At 40.1% G+C, this 20,400-nt stretch carries 19 protein-coding genes and 1 riboswitch; of the genes, 10 read left to right on the top strand and 9 right to left on the bottom strand.

Annotated features, from left to right (window positions below; genetic code table 11):
• Positions 1-213: 213 nt before the first annotated feature.
• The 9 genes from ACWNMY_RS09390 (at position 214) to ACWNMY_RS09350 (ending at position 9,251) form a co-directional block, all read left to right on the top strand.
• Positions 214-1,134, top strand: a complete 921-nt coding sequence (locus ACWNMY_RS09390) for a ribose-phosphate diphosphokinase (protein ID WP_449538428.1) — start codon at positions 214-216, stop codon at positions 1,132-1,134.
• Positions 1,135-1,246: 112 nt separating this feature from the next.
• Positions 1,247-2,377 (top strand): YecA family protein, encoded by a 1,131-nt coding sequence (locus ACWNMY_RS09385; RefSeq protein ID WP_449537965.1) that lies wholly within the window; start codon positions 1,247-1,249, stop codon positions 2,375-2,377.
• 585 nt (positions 2,378-2,962) lie between these two features.
• Positions 2,963-3,718, top strand: a complete 756-nt coding sequence (locus ACWNMY_RS09380; RefSeq protein ID WP_449537964.1) for a sugar isomerase domain-containing protein — start codon at positions 2,963-2,965, stop codon at positions 3,716-3,718.
• A gap of 18 nt (positions 3,719-3,736) precedes the next feature.
• The gene (locus ACWNMY_RS09375; RefSeq protein WP_449537963.1) at positions 3,737-4,471 is read left to right on the top strand and encodes a GntR family transcriptional regulator; all 735 of its coding nucleotides are present in this window, start codon (positions 3,737-3,739) and stop codon (positions 4,469-4,471) included.
• Positions 4,472-4,494: 23 nt separating this feature from the next.
• A complete protein-coding gene (locus ACWNMY_RS09370) occupies positions 4,495-5,838 on the top strand; it encodes an extracellular solute-binding protein (RefSeq protein ID WP_449537962.1) in 1,344 nt (447 codons plus the stop codon).
• A gap of 73 nt (positions 5,839-5,911) precedes the next feature.
• A complete protein-coding gene (locus ACWNMY_RS09365; protein ID WP_449537961.1) occupies positions 5,912-6,784 on the top strand; it encodes a carbohydrate ABC transporter permease in 873 nt (290 codons plus the stop codon).
• Between the two features lie 16 nt (positions 6,785-6,800).
• On the top strand, positions 6,801-7,634 hold the full coding sequence (locus ACWNMY_RS09360) for a carbohydrate ABC transporter permease (RefSeq protein ID WP_449537960.1): 834 nt from the start codon (positions 6,801-6,803) through the stop codon (positions 7,632-7,634).
• A gap of 49 nt (positions 7,635-7,683) precedes the next feature.
• Positions 7,684-8,547, top strand: a complete 864-nt coding sequence (locus ACWNMY_RS09355) for an ROK family protein (RefSeq protein WP_449537959.1) — start codon at positions 7,684-7,686, stop codon at positions 8,545-8,547.
• A gap of 239 nt (positions 8,548-8,786) precedes the next feature.
• A complete protein-coding gene (locus tag ACWNMY_RS09350; protein ID WP_449537958.1) occupies positions 8,787-9,251 on the top strand; it encodes a hypothetical protein in 465 nt (154 codons plus the stop codon).
• Positions 9,252-9,550: 299 nt separating this feature from the next.
• On the opposite strand, the gene ACWNMY_RS09345 is transcribed toward ACWNMY_RS09350, so the two are convergent.
• The 8 genes from ACWNMY_RS09345 to ACWNMY_RS09310 form a co-directional block, all read right to left on the bottom strand.
• The gene (locus tag ACWNMY_RS09345) at positions 9,551-10,246 is read right to left on the bottom strand and encodes a hypothetical protein (RefSeq protein ID WP_449537957.1); all 696 of its coding nucleotides are present in this window, start codon (positions 10,244-10,246) and stop codon (positions 9,551-9,553) included.
• Positions 10,247-10,280: 34 nt separating this feature from the next.
• The gene (locus ACWNMY_RS09340) at positions 10,281-10,424 is read right to left on the bottom strand and encodes a hypothetical protein (protein WP_449537956.1); all 144 of its coding nucleotides are present in this window, start codon (positions 10,422-10,424) and stop codon (positions 10,281-10,283) included.
• Between the two features lie 172 nt (positions 10,425-10,596).
• Entirely contained in the window at positions 10,597-11,904 is a 1,308-nt protein-coding gene (locus ACWNMY_RS09335; RefSeq protein WP_449537955.1) for a nucleobase:cation symporter-2 family protein, read from the bottom strand.
• The gene (locus ACWNMY_RS09330; protein ID WP_449537954.1) at positions 11,904-12,494 is read right to left on the bottom strand and encodes a xanthine phosphoribosyltransferase; all 591 of its coding nucleotides are present in this window, start codon (positions 12,492-12,494) and stop codon (positions 11,904-11,906) included. Before ACWNMY_RS09330 ends, ACWNMY_RS09335 begins: the two co-directional genes overlap by 1 nt.
• Before the next feature lie 118 nt (positions 12,495-12,612).
• A riboswitch (purine riboswitch) is annotated at positions 12,613-12,714 on the bottom strand.
• Between the two features lie 276 nt (positions 12,715-12,990).
• A complete protein-coding gene (locus ACWNMY_RS09325) occupies positions 12,991-14,286 on the bottom strand; it encodes a M20 family metallo-hydrolase (protein WP_449537953.1) in 1,296 nt (431 codons plus the stop codon).
• Positions 14,287-14,958: 672 nt separating this feature from the next.
• Positions 14,959-15,471: a CBO0543 family protein gene (locus tag ACWNMY_RS09320; RefSeq protein WP_449538427.1), complete on the bottom strand. Its 513-nt coding sequence runs from the start codon at positions 15,469-15,471 to the stop codon at positions 14,959-14,961.
• Between the two features lie 194 nt (positions 15,472-15,665).
• Positions 15,666-16,193 carry a hypothetical protein gene (locus ACWNMY_RS09315; RefSeq protein ID WP_449537952.1) on the bottom strand — a complete coding sequence of 176 codons (528 nt, stop codon included), beginning with the start codon at positions 16,191-16,193 and terminating at the stop codon, positions 15,666-15,668.
• A gap of 224 nt (positions 16,194-16,417) precedes the next feature.
• On the bottom strand, positions 16,418-16,900 hold the full coding sequence (locus ACWNMY_RS09310) for a sigma-70 family RNA polymerase sigma factor (RefSeq protein ID WP_449537951.1): 483 nt from the start codon (positions 16,898-16,900) through the stop codon (positions 16,418-16,420).
• A gap of 598 nt (positions 16,901-17,498) precedes the next feature.
• Between ACWNMY_RS09310 and ACWNMY_RS09305 the strand changes: the two genes are divergently transcribed.
• Complete coding sequence (locus ACWNMY_RS09305) at positions 17,499-18,686, top strand: acetyl-CoA C-acetyltransferase (RefSeq protein ID WP_449537950.1); 1,188 nt, start codon at positions 17,499-17,501, stop codon at positions 18,684-18,686.
• Between the two features lie 63 nt (positions 18,687-18,749).
• Here the strand turns inward: ACWNMY_RS09305 and ACWNMY_RS09300 are convergent, their stop codons facing one another.
• Positions 18,750-20,321 (bottom strand): ATP-binding protein, encoded by a 1,572-nt coding sequence (locus ACWNMY_RS09300; protein ID WP_449537949.1) that lies wholly within the window; start codon positions 20,319-20,321, stop codon positions 18,750-18,752.
• Positions 20,322-20,400 lie beyond the last annotated feature (79 nt).

Below are 20,400 nucleotides of genomic sequence, written 5' to 3'. Positions count from 1 at the left end.
TGTTGTGAAATTTTTATCTTGGGTAAAAATCGATGGGGGACCGCAGAGAACTAGAATTCCTAAAAATATTTCACGAGGTTTTTTTACAAATTTCGAGGAATTTCGGATTTACACTATGTGATGTTGCTAAATTGGGTTATATTATAAGTAGAGTATTTTAACATTGTTCATGGAGGATTCATAGTGGCTTATCAAATAAATGAATGTTTTAAAATGTTTACACTTAATTCAAATGCAAAACTAGCAAAAGAAATGGCCGATCTATTAGGCTGTGAGCTAGGAAAGAGCTCTGTATCTCGTTTCAGTGATGGTGAAATACACATTAATATTGACGAAAGTGTTCGAGGAAGTGAAGTCTATTTAGTACAATCAACATCACAACCTGCGAATGAACATATCATGGAACTATTGATCATGATTGATGCACTAAAAAGAGCGTCTGCAAAGAGCATCAATCTTGTTATTCCATATTACGGGTATGCTAGACAGGACAGAAAGGCACGTTCTCGTGAACCAATTACAGCGAAGCTTGTTGCAAATCTATTGGAAAAGGCAGGGGCTACGAGAGTCGTCACAATGGATTTACATGCTCCACAAATCCAAGGTTTCTTTGATATTCCTGTTGACCAATTACTTGGTGTACCTCTTCTTTCAGAATACTTTACGGCAAAAGGACTTGAGGATGTCGTCGTCGTTTCTCCTGACCAAGGTGGAGTGGTTCGTGCTAGAAAATTGGCAAGCCATCTGAATGCACCGATTGCATTTATTGACAAACGTCGTCCAAAACCAAATGTTGCTCAGATTATGAACATTGTTGGGAACATCGAAGGCAAAAATGCCATTCTTATTGATGACTTAATTGATACAGCTGGTACGATCACATTAGCTGCAAATGCGTTGATTGAAAAAGGTGCAAAAGCAGTGTATGCGTGCTGTACTCACCCAGTATTATCTGGCCCAGCGATTGAACGGATTCAATATTCACCAATTCAAGAACTAGTCATTACGAACACCATCCAATTACCAGAGGAAAAACAAATCGACAAAATCAAGACAATCTCTGTTGCTCCACTACTAGTTGACGCAATTGATCGGATTCACAATGAAAAAGCAGTAAGTCCTCTATTTGAATAAGAGTATCGGCTAGAGCTATCCTGAAGTATTTGGGATAGCCTTTTTTGGTGTCTATATGGACTATCTGTTATTATTTTGATTAAGATACATAATAAGAGGAAGGACAAAAACAATGCCATTTTTAGAAAAAATAAAACCGCATCTACTATCCAATGATAGGTTGGTTCAGCAAACAGTATTGCATGCGCTTCATGATTATCCTGCCGTACCCGAGGAATGGGTTGTAGAATTAGTGAAAGCAGCTTTTACGAACAAAGAAAATCAATCTGACATTTTACTTTATATCGATCATCAAAAAATAAATGAAGAAGCACTACAGATTCTATTGGAGAATATTCCAAAGTTGAACAGGGACGTTCAGCACTTTGGAGTAAAATTAGTAAATGAGGTTGAACCGGCACTTGCTTTATCATATAGGGACCAGATTGGTGAATATATCCCAAATGAAACATGGGAATTATATGAACTTATAGAAAAAGGCACGAAGGATGAAGTATTTGAACAATATGAAGAATTTTTAGTTGAGTTAGAAAAAGCCAGATTTTTTGAGGCAAAGCCGTACTTCAAAGCGAAAAAATTGGCGAAGTGTATGGTTGAAAAGGGTTGGATTACAGAAGTTGAGATCGATGCGGTTTTAATTGAAGAGCTTGAGGAGAATAACTGGTTTTCCTATAACGGGATCCTAACAGTCTACATGATCGGTTTGCTTGGAGCAGATAAGTATATTTCAATTCTAGCAGGTCTATTAACCCGTGATGAAGATATTTTGTTAGAGGAAGTAGCAGCTACGTTAATCCAGTTACAATCGGATGAGGTGGTCCAAGCGGTTGCGCCATATGTAATGAAATCAGAATCAGTCATCTTTGCCTCGTCTATTGTAGAAAACATTAAAACAGACCTTGCTGTTCAAGTGTTGAAAAAAGCCTATCATCAAGCAGAAGACGATGATAAGGAAATCATTATTGAAGCACTCTCCCATCACTTCACCAAAGACGCATTACCAGAAATAGAAGCTCATATGGAATCACCATATGAAGGAGCAAACCTAGTAGATATCGAACAAGTGGCATACAGCTACTATACAATTATTGGTGAACACCATCCTCATTTAGTAACGTGGAGAAGAGAGGCGATGAGTAAGGAAATGAACGACCAACCAGTTCAGAAGGAACAGAAGGTAGGTCGCAATGATCCATGTCCTTGCGGTAGTGGTAAAAAGTATAAGAAGTGCTGCGGGAAATGAGAATAGCGGTGTACCTCTGAATTGGGGGTACGCCGTTTTTTTTATTGGAAGAGATTGCCCTGCTAAAATCGATAGAACCAAGATAAAGTCGATAGAGCGAAAATAAAACGGATAGATATAAAATAAAATCGATAGAACAAAAATAAAACCGATAGACTCCCTATAGTATCGATAGAAAGGTAGCCATCCTAACCCCTCCGAGAGGATTTCGAGCTACTATTTTTTGTTAGCTTGCTGTATGAAGTTGCTATGACTGATTGAGTTCAAACATATAGTCTGCCACTTAAATATCGTATACACTTCTTCACATTTGCCTCTCAATCCCCTCCCACACCTGCATCTGTTTATCTTTCAAAGTATTCATCACCAGCCAGAGTTGAAAAGTTATTGGGAATATATGGTGGGACAAGGGGCCTGTCCCCGTGACCCATCCCCAGTGACCCAGAAAAAAATTACAAGCCAAAAGTACTATTCCTTCCAAATTTGACATATCAATATGGCAATAAGGATATATCAATATGCGATTGGGCAACTGGGGAATTTGTAGGTGCCAATTACAAAAGAATTTTTAGGGGGATATGTGAAATGAGTGAGGTTACATTTTTAAATGAGGTAAGGACGTTAATGACGCAATTGCAGGAAAACAATGAATCTATTAAGGCAGCTGCGAAAAAGTGTGCAGAAACCATCAAAAGCGGGAACTGGGTTCAATTGTTCGGAAGTGGTCATTCTGTTATTCCGACGATGGATTGTTTTCCGAGATATGGAGGATATGTGGGGTTTGATCCGATTATGGATCCGCGGTTAATGTGGACGACAGTGAGTGGTCCTGGTGGAGCGGAGGAGCTTCTTTGGTTAGAGAGACAAGAAGGGTATATGAATGTCTTTTTACAGCATCACGAGTGGAATAAGGACAATGTGTTAATTGTCATTTCACATGGCGGACAAAATGCGGCACCAGTTGAAGTAGCACTAGCTGCTAAGGAGGCTGGCTTGTATGTGATTGCCATTACATCAGAGGAAAATCATAAAAACAAGCCGGTCACACATTCCAGCGGCAAAAAGATAGGAGACATAGCAGATCTGGTTATTTTTAATGGTGTGACACCAGAGGATGCAGTCGTGCCAATTCCAAATGTGAATGGCAAGGTTGGTGGCTTATCCACATTATCTGCAATTGCTATTATTCAATCACTTGTTTCAGAGACAGCTCTTGAACTGGCAAACCTAGATTATCAGGTAAAACCATTTGCATCACCAAATGTTGAAGGAATTAGCCAAAATCATAATCAGGAGGTCTATATCGAGTACAGAGAGCGCTTGAAAAAATCACGGAAGTAACTAGCAGGAGGAGATGATGTGAGGGCAGAACAAAAAGGGAGTTTGCCACTATATAGACAGATAGCCGATTATATTAGACAAAAAGTAGATGATGGTGAGTGGCCAGTAGGCTATCAAATTCCAACAGAGCAAAAGCTTTGTGCCCAGTTTAATGTAAGTAGAATAACCGTGGTAAAGGCGCTCGAACGATTAGTGGAGGAAGGCCTTCTCATTCGTGAACAGGGGAAAGGGACATTCGTTTCCCTCCCAGAGCTTTCCTATGAAACAATGGAGCTCCTAAGTTTTACGGAAGAAATGAAACGAAAGGGAAAGAAACCAAGTTCACTCCTATTATCAAAAAGGTGGATGAACCCTTCAAAAAACATTCAATCAAAGCTTCAGTTAAAAAGAAGTGACAAAGTATGGTGTTTTAGACGACTAATGCTAGCAGACAACATTCCACTAGGTATTCAAACAAGCTATTTTCCCATGCAAAAGTTCCCGGAATTAATGAATCATGTCGTAGACAATACGTCACTATATCAAATTCTTCAAGAAAAATATGAGGTGATCGTCAGTCAGGCACTCGAAACATATAGGGCGGTTCAACTGGATGAAGAAGAAAAAGAGCTTTTAAAGGTGGACCTTGGTGAGACAGGTTTTTGTGTCGAGCGTTTGTCGTACTCACAGGATGAACCGATTGAGTTTGTTCATTCCATCATGAGGGCTGATCAAACTTTTTATACTGTGAAGCTTGTTCGAAAAGGATTTTAGTCAAACATTCTGGGGGGAAAGTGATGAAAAAGGGGCTACTTTTAATTCTGATTGGTTTGTTAATGTTTGCAATGGTTGCTTGTAGTTCAGAAGGAACATCAAAGGATGACGGGGACAATGTAAATGAAAAGGTGAAAATATCCTACCTAACGCATTGGGCTGCTCCACAAGTAGAGGAGTTAAAAACAGCGATTGAAAAATACAAGGAAATTGAACCAAATGTTGAAATTGAGGTAAGGGCTGTTCCATTCGGAAACCTCTTAACAACCTTAACGACTCAGTCCTCAGGTTCAGGTGCACCAACGATAACGAGTATTTACGATCTTTGGTTGCCTCAGCTTGTAAAAGACGGAATCGCTGCACCTGCACCTCAAGACAATGCAGATGATGTAAAAGCAAATTACCCTGAAGGTCTTGCGAACGCCATAACAATTGAGAACGCCGTATATGGGTATCCAAATGAAGTGAATCTGTACGCATTGAACTATAATGAAAAACTTTTCCAAGAAGCCGGTCTTTCCGGGCCACCAAAGGATTGGGATGAGTTAGTAGACTATGCCAAAAAATTAACGAAAACAGACTCGTCTGGCCGAATTACGCAACAAGGAATTGGGATTATAAATAGTTGGAACAGTGGAGTTGTCCATCCGTGGTTGTCGCTCCTCTACTCTAATGGTGGTGAATTATTGGACGAAAATCATAAGCCACTTTTAGATTCTAAAGAAGCGAAGGAAACAATGGAGCTCTATGATGAGTTGATTAATGGGATTAAATCAACAGACCCTGCAATGGGAACTGCAAATGCAAGCACAACAGGTCCATACCTAGACAGCTTTGCAAATGAAAATACGGCGATGATTATCATGGCAAACTGGTGGCAAAGTGCTCTCCAGGATAGCATGGGTGATAATTTCAAACATATTAAAACCGCTCCAGTCCCTGTTGGTCCAAGTGGTTCCTCATCACATAGCGTGTCTTACTCATGGTTAACGACTGTAAATGCAAAGTCTGATGAGGTACAACAAGAGGCAGCATGGAAGTTTTTACAATGGCTAAACTCTGATGAGAGTGGTGCAGATGGTTCATCGGCAATGGGTGATATCCTGATGGGAATGGGAATTATCCCAAGCCGAAATTCGGATATCGATGCTCATCAAGAAACATTAAACACGCCTTTCTTGAAATCGTATGTGGATGAATTGAAAAATGCAAAAGGCTTCCCAATTGTACTTGGAGGCAATGAATTAACAACGACCTTCCAGCAAAATATTGAGTTAATGGAGTTTGGGGAGGCTACGGTTGAAGAAACAATCAAAACATCCCAGGAGTTGTTGTCAGACTTAATGTCACAGCATTACGGTAACTAGCCTATATGTAAAAAAGTAAGGAATGGGAGGATTGCATTCAGCAGTTCTCTCTTATCAAAAAGGGGATGATGTAATGAGAAAACCTCACTCAGCAGCAACAATTGGTTTTTTAACCCCTGGTGTAGGCCTGCTAACCATTTTTATCATAATCCCTATTCTATTAACGGGATGGGTTAGTTTAAACCATTGGTCAATGTTTACGTCTTTTACAGAAATGGATTTCGTTGGATTGAAAAACTATCAAGCTATTTTTGAACAGAATGTGTTTAAAAAGGCGTTAGGGAATACATTTCTATATTCGGTACTAAATCTTGTCTTTATGGTGCCGCTTGCCGTGTTGTTGGGAATCTTTCTATACAATATTACATTAAAAGGAAACGGCCTTGTTCGCACATTGCTTTTCCTTCCATATATCATTCCACCAGTTGCTGTAGCGATTGTGTGGGGCTATTTATATTCTCCAATGTATGGACCTTTTAATGAAATATTAGCTTTCTTTCATTTACCGCCACAAAAATGGCTTGGATCGATTGACCAAGCAATGACTTCTATTATTCTTTTAAATATTTGGCAGACATTAGGTTATTACGTCATTATCGTTCTAGCAGGTCTGATGGAAATCCCGAAGGACTATTATGAGGCTGCTTCCATTGATGGTGCAAACTCCTTTCAAAAACTCATTTTTTTGACTCTCCCTCTTTTAAAACGGTCACTAGCATTTGTAATAGTTATTATGACAATTAATACGCTACAGGTATTTGATCCAATCTACGTTCTGACCCAAGGGGGGCCAGCTAATAGTACCAATGTTGTGTCCTACCATATGTTCGATACGGCCTTTAACTTTGGAAATGCAGGACAAGCGAGTGCAATGGCATTTGTTTTATATGTAATTGTATTGGCATTTACCATTGTTCAACTATGGCTATTTCGAGCAAAACACTAAAAAGGAGGTGCACCAGTTGAAGCAAAAAGGATATGTTTCTTCATTTATTAAATATCTATTGATGGTTTTGATTTCACTTATAATGATTTTTCCATTTTATTGGATGGCAGTTTCAAGCTTAAAAACACCTACAGAGCTCGCTGCACTCCCTCCGGTTTGGTGGCCTGGTAGTCCGTCGTTTGAAGCATATCAAAAGATTTTTGATTTAATTCCTTTTGGTAGATCAATACTTAATTCAATTATAGTGACAACAGGGGCGACAGTAAGTATCCTGATCACAAGTATTATGGCAGGTTATGTATTTGCCAAATACAAATTCAAAGGAAAGAATGTCTTATTCGTAATTGTTCTCTCGACTATGATGGTGCCACAGTTTGTTCTCATTGTTCCGTTGTATCACATGGTAAATAGTATGAATCTCGTAAACACCCTGTTTGGTCTCATTTTACCGAATATGGCGAATGCATTTGGAATCTTTCTAATGAAGCAGTTTATCGAGGGGATACCTGATGACTTAATCGAAGCAGCAAAACTAGACGGTGCATCCGAATGGAAAGTGCTCTGGAAGGTAATCGTGCCACTGTTAAAACCTGCTGCATCTGCATTAGTGCTGTTTGCCTTCGTTTTTCAATGGAACAACTTTCTGTGGCCACTTACCATCGTGCAAACACCAGAAATGAACACAGTTGTCCTAGCCTTAAACAGCCTCCGCTCCTACACAACAAGTGTAGAATACACAAACGTCGTCATGGCAGGCGCAACCATCGGAATCCTACCAAGCATCTGCCTATTCATCTGGCTCCAAAAATTCTTCGTCGAAGGAATCGCCATGACCGGCATAAAAGGATAAGTGGGTCAGGGGGACAGGTACCCTGTCCCACAAAAGGGGGGATAAACATATGTATTTAGGAATTGATGTCGGCGGTACCAAACTCCAATTTGCGGTAGGGGATGGCAATAAGGTAACTCTGTTGGAAAAAATCCCTACACCTGGTAGTTATGAGGCGTTTCTAGAATGTATTGAGAATGTCACATTTGGACATAAAATCGAGGGTGTTGGGTTGGGAATTCCTGCAACGTTCACAGAAGAAATAGTGAATTGGGCACCCAATATCCCTTACTTAGAAAATAGAAATCTAAAAAAAGATATTGCGACTTTAGTAGGCTCACCACTTTTTCTCGGGAATGATGCCCAAATGTCGTTGTTGGGGGAAATGTGGAAAGGTGCAGGTCACGGTAGGACAGATGCTGTGTTGATGTGCATTGGTACTGGTATTGGTGGAGCAATTATGGTTAGTGGAAAATTAGTAAAAGGGAGGCGAGGTGCTGCAGGAGCATTTGGTTGGACTAACCTGAACATGCATGAACCTCCTGATCAAAATCACGGCTTCCTAGAAAGACATGCCTCCGGTACGGCGTTGGCATCAATGGGGCAAGAGCAATTTCCACCCTTAAGCCCACATGAAATTGGTAGAAGGGCGAGACAAGGGGATGGACGATGCTTGAAGATACTTGGGAAAGTCGGTCATCTATTAGGGGTTGGACTAGCTTCAATTGCCAGTACACTCGATCCCGAGGTCATTATTATAAGTGGGGGGCTTAGTGACGCATTTGATTTATATGAAGAAAAGTTAAAGGAAAGCTTCATAGCCTACTCCGCACCAGGTATTGAAACGATCCCTGTTATTAGGGGCCAACTAGGGAACACAGCTGGTGCATATGGTGCTATAAGATTGGCGGAAGTAGGGGATGTGTGGGCGTGAGGTTTTAAGTAGGATTGGTAGGATATGCCTCTTTTTTCGAGGTGATAACCTGCTAAAATCGATAGAAACGAAATAAAACGTATAGAACCCAAATAAAATCGATAGAAAAGTAGCTACCCGAAATTAAAAGCTACTTTTTTCATTTCAGCTGCTATTTCAACCGCATGCATTATTTTTTCGATATAAATACTGAAACTTTTAAAAATAACGTACGTCAAATCAATAAAGGAGGGGGTAGTTTGAGAGTAAAGGATTGGTTTCGTATGGTTGTAGCATTCTCCATACTGTTGGTCATGGGTTGTTCAAATAATGTAGGCGAAGAGACGGAAGAATTTCCTCCATCCATGAGTGGGGTAATTACGATTGATGAAACAGAGTACCAGATGAAGTCAGGCGCGTTTAGATGGGAACGAAAAAAGGGTCTTGAAACGGAAGTTGTGACAACAGACCATGCATCACCGTATCAAATGGCGGAGAATATCGAACCAATTAGTGCAAGTCCGAATCAAAAGGCTGAAATGAAGATTGAAGATAATCCGACTACTCATGTTTATTTATGGAATGAAGAGGGACGAGGAGAAGAAATTGGAATGGAGGCGAATCAACTCACACTACCTTCAAGTGAGGGTAAGTATATCTATGAAGTCGTAGCTGAATGGCCTAACGGAACCATTTCTTATACATTTGTTGTTGATATTCAATAAATTACATAAAGATTAGTTGGCAACTGAATAGAAACTCTATTGTATTATCCCGACATCAAGGGCCACTAAGGGAACAACGGGAGCATATTGCGCCGTGTGATTGGCGGAAGTGGGAAAGTGGTGTGTGTGAAATCTTGTTGGAATCCAACGCTGAAACAGCAACCCTGCCCCGGAAGAGGAAAGGTAGCTATTTTTTTATATTTATTGAGGATTTTTTGATGTCTCCACCACGTGGCATAGGTTTACTTTCCCTTATAAATAGAGTGGTGGGACAAAGAACCTGTCCCCATGTCCCATACCTAGTTATAAGCTTTCTGCAATTCTATTAATTTTATGATTTGATCTCCGTCACTTGGTTGAATGTAAACTAATTTTGTGTTTTTAAGAATATCTTCTGTCTCTTTTTGTAGTTCGCTTTTTTCTGCGTTAGGAGGGGGAGCGCTCCACCGCATGGGGGTATTATATACATTTATTGTGCCATCCCCATTTCCTTTATAGGTAACTGATCCGTCAATTAAACGAGACCCGGATAATTGTATTACACCTTCTGGAAAGGTAGCACTGTTGTCAATATTGGGATTGATTGGTTCGCCAACTGGAATATGTCGAACATTCAATTCGTCTATCTCTTGATTCGGTCCAAGTTGCATCCACACGCGTGCGTATTCAATTTGTTGGCTGGAATACTGTGATATTGGATTTTTACCATCTTTAGCATCTGCATTTACATCGCTATTTTCAGCTGAGGTACTGCCCGACTTTTCTGAGGAGACTTTATTTACATCATCCGCGTCTGATTCCCCTACCTCATCGGGTGACGTACTTTTTTTCACTTCTGTCGTTTCTTCTACTTCATTTGAACGTTCATCAGTTGATTTTAAGACGGAACTGTTTTCTGAAGAGTCAGTTGCCTCATCTTTATCCTCATTACCAAAACATCCTGAAAGCATCATGATAGCAACAATGAAATAAAGAATCTTAGTAAATTGTTTCATTTTTTTAAACCATTCCTTTCGCTTGAAATACCAATTAACCAACCTCACATGCATATTGCACTACCTTAATTAGGTAGTAAAAATCGTTGTAGGGATTTCCACTTAATAGTGAGACTGTTGCTTGCGTTTTTCTTCTTTCAATTAAAGATATAGCGGCACTTTTACTAAATTTTAACATAATTATCCAACCTAAAAATATTAATATCGTCAAAACTCGTCAAAAATCTAGCAATGGTTATCTAAAATAGCCTAAACTCTTTCTAAATAAAAAAGGTAAACCAATTATAAAAAATTGATTTACCTTTTAGATTTATATTTATGATCTAACTCGCAAACTAATAAACACTAGGTCAAGAAGCCTTCTGCCCCTCTAACACATCCATCTTCGTTTTTGCTTTAGGAGCCACGTTGAAAATGATGTTCATAACGATCGCGGTTAAGCTTCCGATCACGATTCCGTTACTTGAAAGGATTTGGATGCCTTCTGGTAGGTTAGCGAATAGGCTTGGAACAGTCGTGATACCAAGTCCCATTCCAATTGAACATGCAATGATCAATAGATTTTCCTGTGATGAAAAATCAACCTTGCTTAGCATTTTGATACCAGCTGAAATCACCATTCCGAACATTGCTAGCATAGCGCCACCGAGAACCGGAGTTGGGATAACAGTTGTGAAAGCACCAACCTTTGGAATGAATCCAAGAATAATTAAGAATGCGCCAGCTGCATAAATAACGCTGTTCTTTTTTACACCGGAAAGTTGGATTAGCCCAACGTTTTGAGAATATGTTGTATACGGAAATGCATTGAATATACCGCCTAGAATAGTGGCGAAACCTTCAGCTCGGTATCCAGCCGCCAACTCTTTTTCCGTAATTTTTTTATCAGTAATATCTCCGAGTGCGAAATACACCCCTGATGCCTCAACAAGTCCCACGAGTAACACGAGAATCATTGTAATGATAGCAGAAGGTTCAAATGTCGGCATTCCGAAGTAAAAAGGCTTCGCCATGTGTAACCATGATGCGTCTGTAACATTTGAAAAATCAACCTTCCCCATAAAATAGGCAACGGCTGTCCCACCAATAATTCCCAATAAAATCGCAATCTGACGAATAAACCCTTTTCCAAAACGATACAAGACCAAGATGAAAAGAAGTGTTCCGAACGCTAATGAGATATTTGGAATCGAACCAAAATCAGCACTGCCTTGGCCACCAGCCATGTCATTCATCGCAACAGGGATTAGTGTAATCCCGATAATGGTAACAACAGATCCTGTCACAACAGGAGGGAAGAATCGTACGAGCTTACCAAAGACGGTTGAAATGAGAGCAACGAAAATACCTCCGACAATAATCGAACCGTAAATTGCGGAGACACCATATTCCCCACCAATTGCAATCATCGGTCCAACTGCTGTAAATGTACAACCAAGCATAACGGGTAATCCAATGCCAAAGAATTTATTTTTCCAGACTTGTAAAATCGTTGCGATTCCGCACATTAAAATATCGATTGAAACAAGGTATGTGAGCTGCTCAGCGGTTAGGCCGATTGCGCCGCCTACGATTAACGGTACAACAACGGCCCCGGCATACATAGCTAGAACATGTTGAAAACCAAGTGATGCTGTCTTAAATAGATTCTTATCCATTAACGAGCCACCTCAGCTTCCTGTAAAAAAGTCACTTTTCCACCTTGTAGAGATTGGATTCTAGCAAGAGATTCTACTTTGAAACCTTTATCGCGAAGCAATTTACCGCCTTCTTGGAAGGACTTTTCAATCACAATTCCAATTCCAGCCACATTAGCACCAGCTTGTTGGACGATGTCTACTAATCCCAAAGCTGCCTGGCCATTTGCTAAAAAGTCATCTATGATCAATACATTGTCATGTTCATTGATAAATTTGCTAGATATAGAGATTTCATTCGTTTCATTTTTCGTAAAAGAATGTACGGAAGCAGTAAGCAAATCATTTACAAGAGTAAGTGATTTACGTTTTCTCGCAAATACAACCTTCACACCCAGCTCGAGGGCAGTTGTCATACTTGGGGCAATGCCTGAAGACTCAAGTGTTAATACCTTTGTAATCCCATTGTTTTTGAAAAGGCGAGCAAATTCCTTACCGATTTCCACCATTAATACAGGATCTATTTGATGATTTAAGAACGTATCCACTTTCAAAACCTGATCAGAAAGAACGGTACCTTCATCTAGAATTTTTTGTTGCAGCAGTTGCATGTGAAATTCCTCCTTTGAAGTAAAAAAAGCCTGAACATCATTGCACTTCTCAATAAATGAGTGAGTCAATGACCTTCAGGCTTTTCCTTAGAGGAAATGGAATAAACACCAAATAGGTGCATTCCCATTGCTCACTCATAGTCAGCGCATTTCCGGTGCACTGGTAGAAACTTGCGAGCCATATCCCCGCGATTATATGAGTGAATGCCGATATTCGTATGTTTCAAATTATAGGCGTTCATGGTGGATTTGTAAATGGTTGGAGTTGGAAAGAGGGGTGAAAATTATGTTATTTGGGCGAATTTTGTCGAAAATAGTTGGTAACGTGCAATTGTTGTGGTTGAAGGTGCAATTATCGGGATGAGGGTGCAATTCGTGTGAGTGACGGCGTAATAATCAGCGCGACGGTGCAAGTATGAGATCTCACGGCTCAATTCCCTCCTAACACAACAACAAAAAAAGAAGTAACCAGCAGTTACTTCTTCTTCAACCAGAATTACAGGTCATACCCCTCAACAAAGTCCTTCAGCACATGTACAGATTGCACGCAATCACTCAGCGAAGTCCATTCTGCTGGGTTATGGCTGATTCCGTCTTTGCTTTGAACGAAAATCATTGCGACGGGAAGTTTATGTCCGACAATCATGGAATCATGACCAGCACCGCTTGGTAAATACACAGGCTCAATTCCTTGCGCTTTTACACACTTTTCAAGTCTTTGTTGCATGTCGTCACCTATCGGAACAGGTGATTCGCGCAATGTTTCTTCATAGTGAAGTCCAATTCCATGGGCAACACAAATTGATTTCGCTTTTTCAATTACTAGTTCAACCAGCTTATCCCTGGTTTCCCTCTGAATATCGCGAATATCCACTGATAGCTGGACTTCACCAGGTATGACGTTGACCCCGTTTGGGAGCACATCAATTTTTCCAACTGTCGCAACTGCGGAAGAACTTACCTGCCCGGGAAGGGACTGGACTTCATAAATAAATTGTCCTGCCGCAACCAACGCGTCTCTGCGATCATCCATTGGTGTGTTACCCGCATGACCGGCGTTACCAGAAAACGTCATTTTCAACCAGCATGGTCCGGCTATACCAGTTACAATTCCAACCGGCACACCCTTCTTCTCCAATCGTTTTCCTTGCTCAATATGGATTTCAACAAACGCCTCAAGCTGTGATAAGTCCCTTTTAGAATTGAAAAATTCATCAACAGAAAGTCCGACATCCTCTAATACCTTTGAAAAGGAGTCTCCATTGATATCTGTTTTCGGGAGATACTCCTCCCTTGTTGCCTCTCCAATCATCGACGCACTGCCGCTAAAGCCACCGTTAAAACGGGATCCTTCTTCATCAGAAAAGATGACAACCTCAAACGATCGATCTGGCACGTATCCCGTTTGCTTCCAAGATTCAGCCACTTCAAGTGCCGCAAGCACTCCAAGGGGGCCGTCAAAATGGCCACCATTTGGAACACTATCCACATGTGAACCTGATAATAGTGCAGGTAAATTCTTATTTTTCCCGTCAACGCGACCAAATACATTTCCTGCTCCGTCCGTAGTTACAGTAAGACCAGCCTCTGTCATCCACTGTACTACCAAATCCTTCGCAGCCTTTTCTTCCTTTGAATAGCCGATTCGGTGTGACCCGTGATCTGCTGTTAATCCGATTTCAGATAAAGCTGCTAGTCTGCTCGCAAGTCTTTCCCCACTCACCCCATTCTGATCCAATGAAACATCATAATCTGAAACTAGCTTTTCTAGTAAATGTAGTTTTTCTCTCATTGCTAGACGCGCCCCTTTACCCATTTTTCTATATTCTACCACATACTAGTATCACCAAAGATAGATTTGTTTGTTAAAAAATAGGAACAAATGTTCGTATTTATACTAGTAATCTAGAAAGTTGAATGCTAAAATGGAAGTACAATTACATAAAGCTGGTGGGCGGTTAGCCACTTCCTTGATGAAAGGAGGTGGAAAATTGACGACATATGAGGCAATGTCTATGGCGCTTCAATCTAACTTAGTTGTACTAGGTGTCATTACAATCGTAGTAATGTTGTTCGTTGCAAACAAAAAAAAGTAACCGCCCAGCCTCTACCAAAGGTATTTGGGTGATTACTCTCTTTGTTTACCATTCTAACCATAGGTTAGCCGCTCACTTTGCGGCATGTAATTGTGTGGATCGGGTGTTAGGAGCACCTGATCTTTTTTATTATATCTATATTATAATCAATATAACCAGGTAATTCAACATTGATGAGTATGTCATTTCGTTTGATCTATGAGTAAAATAACCAATGTGGTTCTAATGATGAAACTGTAGAAACCTCAAACCGGTAATTAATCTTTATTTCTAAATAGGTAAACCCACATACTAATATATAGTAAGAACAATAAAAGGAAAAATACAGGTGTAGATAGTTGCTCAGTTACCATTATATCACCTATTAATTATTTCAATTCGGACAAAGAAGGATGGAATAGGGTTAAGAGAATAACGATTATGGGTATCGAAATAATAATAGCCTTTAAAGGGTTTTTAAAATGAATTCTTACCATAGTAAAAAGAATAAAGTTAAAGACCCCAGACCAAAAAAGATTCCAATTATTCTCATATATAAAGAGGCCCTTTTTATAGAATAAATATTCAATAGCAGTAAAATATGCGATCCATATTCCCAAATAAAGATATTGCTTTTTCCCTTTTGGATAGTATCTTAAATATATCATAATCACTATTGGTACAATGATAAATGAAAAAGCGATATCTATGAATGTGTGGTTTAACCAGTCAACGGTTACGGCTTTATATCTCCAAAGCGTATGGTTATAAAATATAAAATTATATAACAAATTACAAATTATAAAGTATTGAATTGTAGGGTAATATGATTTCCAGTTTTGCCAGTCAACAAAAAATCTGGCAAATATAATGTAAACAACTACTACTATTAAAAGATACATTAAGATAACCCTTTCCTTACTTTCCCTTACAGTATACACTTTTGTTTTCCCTGTTAAACCTATAAAAAGCTTACCTGATTAGAGATTGGATAAGGTAGAAGTGTGAATATAGAACACTATAAGGTGCGAGAACAAGAATTGGTCAAAGGCAACCTTGCTAATCTCATTTGGGACAATCCAGTCAATCGCACTCATCACTCATAACTCCCCTGTACCTCTAACGCCTTTTTCAATAATTGCTTCTTCTTTTCTTCATATTGATCACGAAATTCGATAGCTTCCTCCGTAGAATAACCGGATGCCCCAAGCTCAGTCTCGAGCTGTAGATAGATTTCCTCAAAGGCTTCGTCGGTTTCCTTTTCAAGCGTCTTAAATTCATTGTAGTAGGTACCCATAACTTGTAAGGCAGCCATACCCTCACTAGATTCTTCGACAAACTCTTCCTTGGCTCGCGCTAATAATTCGTTTGCTTGCTTTTTTGTTTCCTTTTCCAAGTTTTCAAATTCGATTTTATATTTTTCTTTTATCTCACCCAAAAGGTCGTTTGTTACAGACGCTTCAACTGCAGGCTGCGGTTCATCGGCGGGCATATTCTTCATCATGTCGTGATGCAACTCTCGCTGCCCCAGCTCTGCCACCTGAACAGGTTCCTTCCCTTGATGGACATACCAAAACACGCCAAGCTCAACAATGATTGCGAGAATCAGAAGCTTTTTAATCATTTCCTCACCTCAACATTCATTGTTACCCTTTGTCATATTCCTAATCATGCATTTTCCTAGAAAAACAACCTCTAGTTCCAAACAAGCTCTTGATTACATCCAAGCAAACATTTATTTGAATGCTACACAAGACAACCAGGAATAGATTCATGTCAATCAAATGTTTGAACAAGCCAAAATCAACCGCTCAATCATACGTTTGTTTGAAAAAATAACCCCTTCGTTTAGCTTTCGACTATAACATTTTCTCTCAACTTTTTAATCGCTTGGCGACCCCAGGACTTCACTGAATCAACTGAGACGCCATGCTCCACCGCAATTTCCTTATAGCTTTTATCTTCAATGATTCGTCCTTGAACCCACCTTACTTGATTCTCCGTCAAACCTTGGCAGTACCCTTCAATCAAATCAGTTGGAAAGGCTTCCATAGAATCTGCTAGATTTATAAAAATGTGCTCACCTGATGGTTGGCAATGATTCTCATAACGTGCTTCCTTTTTCAGATGGTCGAGAAGTTTTCCTCGAATGGTCGAGTAGGCAAAAGTGGAAAACTCAACGCCTTTTTTCGGATCAAAGCGGGTCGAAGCCTCCCAAAGTCCAATTAACCCAATCTGGTAAAAATTCTCCTTATCCCCATACAATCGCAACCGTTTTATCACCTGATAAATCATTGGTTTATACTGTTCTGCAAGCTTATCAAAATCCACGTAAAATAGTCCTTTTAAAGAACGCGCTCTTCATGTATTCCGCCGGTAAGACCACTTTACTCGTTAACTGAACATGGGGTCGAAAGGGTAAACTTGACGTACGAGGGGAGTGACGGGGACTCGTATGTAACGTATGAGAGCGACGTACTTCAAGTAACGAAGCAAAAAATAGGGCAGTACTTTGTGTATACCCGCATTTTAATGTTCACAAAATAGACAAACTTACTGTGACTTTTTTCACAGATTTTCGACAATGTTTTCATTATTATAAGGATATAACCTCAAACAAAAACACCGCAGAGAACTACGAATGAACAACGTTGAACGACAGCTTCAGACCACACATAGATGTCTAAGGTTACCTTCCGTACATAGTATATTGTAAGCGTTTTACTTAATTTCCTCCGTTTTACTCGCTTTGCCCAACCTACTATTAAACAACCATGAATCGACATAAACAATTAAATGAGTCTAAGTAAGGTGACATCCTGGTGTTGCCTCTTCTCAAAGTTTTATATGTCAGAATATTCATTACATACTATTTCTAACATGGTAAACTGGTATATAGAATAAACCTATAAAAAGGGGAGGTTTTAGTATGGAACAAATTTTTATAATTGATGGAGCGCGTACTCCATTTACTAGCTTTGGAGGTTCATTTTCGGGGACAGGGGCAACCGAGTTAGGGCGTGTTACTGCAGTGGAGACAATGAAACGCTCCAATGTGGACCCGAACCAAATCGATCATGTCATTTACGGTAATGTGATTCATACGGAAAAAAATGCGTCCTATCTGGCTCGACATATCGCTCTACATAGTGGAATTCCGCAGGAGGTTCCTGCATTCATGGTCAATCGCCTATGCGGATCTGGTTTGCAGTCCGTTGTGTCAGCAGCCCAACATATACTTGTCGGAGATGCGAGTGTTGTGCTTGCAGGGGGAACAGAGAATATGTCCCAATCTCCTTACTCGAATTTTGCCCAGAGATTTGGTGGTTCGAAGATGGGAACTCTTCAATTTGAAGACATGCTACTAACCACACTCACAGACCAATACACAGGCAAAGGAATGGGCATGACAGCGGAAAAACTAGCCGAAAAGTATGCCATTACCCGAGAAGAGCAGGACAAATTTGCAATCGAGTCCAACCAACGGGCAGCAAACGCATCAGAGAACGGAACCTTTGCTGAAGAAATTGTGGCTATTGAGGTGAAAACAAGAAAGGGTAGTATTTTTGTAGAAAAGGATGAACATATCAAGCCAAATGCCAATCTGGAATCGATGGGCAAGCTGCGTCCTTCATTCAGAGCGGATGGAACGGTTACTGCCGCAAATGCATCTGGAATCAATGATGGGGCAGCTTCTGTCATCGTTACAGGAGAAAAGTCCGTTCGTGAAAATGGATTGAAGCCTTTAGCCAAGGTAATCTCGTGGGGTGTAGCAGGGGTAGATCCTACCATTATGGGAATCGGCCCAGTTCCAGCGATTAAAAAGGCATTAGAACGAGCTAAGCTTACTTTGGCGGATATGGATTTAGTTGAGGTGAATGAGGCCTTTGCAGCGCAATATCTTGCAGTAGAAAAAGAGCTTGGTCTTGATCGTGAGAAAACAAACGTTAACGGTGGCGCAGTGGCACTTGGTCATCCAGTCGGCGCAAGTGGCACAAGAATCTTACTCTCTGCAGCCTACGAACTTCGACGCAGGAATAAAAGATATGCTGTGGTTAGCCTTTGTATTGGTGGCGGGCAGGGCATTGCCATGGTGATTGAGAATAATAGTTTTTGAGGTAAGGTGAAAAGAGGCCTTCAGAGGAATTCTGAAGGCCAAATTATGTAGGGATTCAAGGTTCTACTCCGCCCCAACACCCGCATCATTTTTAAACAAATAATCATTCAACGCAAGTTGCAAAGTTCCTTTAGAATCAGCAATATCAGCAAAATTAATATTCAGGGCAATTATCTTTTTCGCGATTTCAGCACGGATTCCAGTGAGGACGGTTTGGCAGCCCATCATTTTGATGCCTTCAATCAATTTCATAAAGCGATAAATCACTCCATCCTCAACCACAGCCACGCCAGAAAGGTCCATAATCAGCGTACGAATATGTTCCTTTTCAATACTTGAGAGAATTTTATCCTCAATTGTCACAACCCGGCGTTGGTCAATCGCACCAATCAATGGAATAATGTGAGTGTCCTGATTAATTGGGATGATTGGAACAGACAGGTTCTCAACAAGCTGTCGTTGAGACTCTAACAGTTCGTCCTTGTATCTTGAATAACTGATGAAAAAATGCGTGAAGAAATGATCAATGAGTGCATTCACCTTTTTTTCAAGAGCGTAGAACTCGTCTCGACCGGATTCTTTATTTAATAACAGTTCGTAATTATACAGGAAGTCCCAAAGTGTACGGCGAATAGCTTGAATCCACTCAAGCTTAAAGGCTACTGTGAGAGAATTTTTTGCCCAAGCTACGCCTTCTTTCTTAGCTAAGGTAATCAGTTCATGATCTCTTTCTTCAACCACATAGAGAATGAGTTTATGAGCATTATCGAGGAGATTGATATTTCCGACAGTATGAATCTCTTGTATTTTGTCTTTTACATTGATCGCTTCTTCCAGTAATTTCTCTTCGAAGTAATCCTTATTCTCAAGTAAAAACTCTTTAATTGAATGGGTATCTTTGTAGTCTACATTCAATTTTCGTACACCTCGATTATTTGGTTTGTGTTGTTTCGGTAGTTTGATTGTAAATGTTGTTCCGACATTCACTTCGCTGTCAACGGAAATATCTCCACCTTGCTGATAGACAACAGAGAATACCTGTGCTAGCCCCATTCCAGTACCAGCATCCTTCGTTGTAAAAAAGGGTGTTCCTAATAGCCTCATTTTTTCCTGTGGGATCCCAACACCCGAATCTTCAATTGTAACTACCACATCCTTGTCGCTTGATCGATGTGTAATCGTAATTTTTCCTTTACCATCAATGGACTCAATCGAATTTTTTATCAGGTTAAAAAATGCCTTTTTAAACTGATTTTTCTTACCCACAATGGTTGCATCCGTATTCTTAAAATCTGTAACAAGCTCAATATCGTATAATTTGTCTAGAAAAAGATTGAGGATGGACTCCAATTCTGCGGCAATATGTATCACTTGTACCTCTTCATCCTCTAAATCAGGCTTTGATACTTGAAGTAGATTGTTCAAGGTCACAAGTGCGTGATCTAATTCGCTTTGCGCAATGTCAAGGTAACTATGCTCCTTTTCTTGTTGAAGCAACTGCAAAAAACCTTTCACAGCCGTTAACGGGTTTCGTACCTCATGAGCAATCCCTGCTGCAATTTGCCCGACGCTTGCAAGTTGGTTGATATGCGTATCCCTCCTCTGATCCTCATTTTTTATCACATCTGAAACCATAAGGAGTCCCCCATTCAAAACAATAATATAAAATTTGAATCTTTTGACTTATAACATGGAAATTTTACCGGAAAAACCT

The sequence above is a fragment of the Ferdinandcohnia sp. Marseille-Q9671 genome, from assembly GCF_976954385.1.
This window is presented reverse-complemented; position numbering and strand designations above follow the sequence as displayed.

Excerpts from the sequence above, each read along its gene's own strand:
- ACWNMY_RS09390 (WP_449538428.1), top strand. The coding sequence starts at position 214 with ATGTTTACACTTAATTCAAATGCAAAACTAGCAAAAGAAATGGCCGAT.
- ACWNMY_RS09385 (WP_449537965.1), top strand. The coding sequence starts at position 1,247 with ATGCCATTTTTAGAAAAAATAAAACCGCATCTACTATCCAATGATAGG.
- ACWNMY_RS09380 (WP_449537964.1), top strand. The coding sequence starts at position 2,963 with ATGAGTGAGGTTACATTTTTAAATGAGGTAAGGACGTTAATGACGCAA.
- ACWNMY_RS09370 (WP_449537962.1), top strand. The coding sequence starts at position 4,495 with ATGAAAAAGGGGCTACTTTTAATTCTGATTGGTTTGTTAATGTTTGCA.
- ACWNMY_RS09365 (WP_449537961.1), top strand. The coding sequence starts at position 5,912 with ATGAGAAAACCTCACTCAGCAGCAACAATTGGTTTTTTAACCCCTGGT.
- ACWNMY_RS09355 (WP_449537959.1), top strand. The coding sequence starts at position 7,684 with ATGTATTTAGGAATTGATGTCGGCGGTACCAAACTCCAATTTGCGGTA.
- ACWNMY_RS09345 (WP_449537957.1), bottom strand. The coding sequence starts at position 10,246 with ATGAAACAATTTACTAAGATTCTTTATTTCATTGTTGCTATCATGATG.
- ACWNMY_RS09340 (WP_449537956.1), bottom strand. The coding sequence starts at position 10,424 with ATGTTAAAATTTAGTAAAAGTGCCGCTATATCTTTAATTGAAAGAAGA.
- ACWNMY_RS09335 (WP_449537955.1), bottom strand. The coding sequence starts at position 11,904 with ATGGATAAGAATCTATTTAAGACAGCATCACTTGGTTTTCAACATGTT.
- ACWNMY_RS09330 (WP_449537954.1), bottom strand. The coding sequence starts at position 12,494 with ATGCAACTGCTGCAACAAAAAATTCTAGATGAAGGTACCGTTCTTTCT.
- ACWNMY_RS09325 (WP_449537953.1), bottom strand. The coding sequence starts at position 14,286 with ATGAGAGAAAAACTACATTTACTAGAAAAGCTAGTTTCAGATTATGAT.
- ACWNMY_RS09320 (WP_449538427.1), bottom strand. The coding sequence starts at position 15,471 with ATGTATCTTTTAATAGTAGTAGTTGTTTACATTATATTTGCCAGATTT.
- ACWNMY_RS09315 (WP_449537952.1), bottom strand. The coding sequence starts at position 16,193 with ATGATTAAAAAGCTTCTGATTCTCGCAATCATTGTTGAGCTTGGCGTG.
- ACWNMY_RS09305 (WP_449537950.1), top strand. The coding sequence starts at position 17,499 with ATGGAACAAATTTTTATAATTGATGGAGCGCGTACTCCATTTACTAGC.
- ACWNMY_RS09300 (WP_449537949.1), bottom strand. The coding sequence starts at position 20,321 with ATGGTTTCAGATGTGATAAAAAATGAGGATCAGAGGAGGGATACGCAT.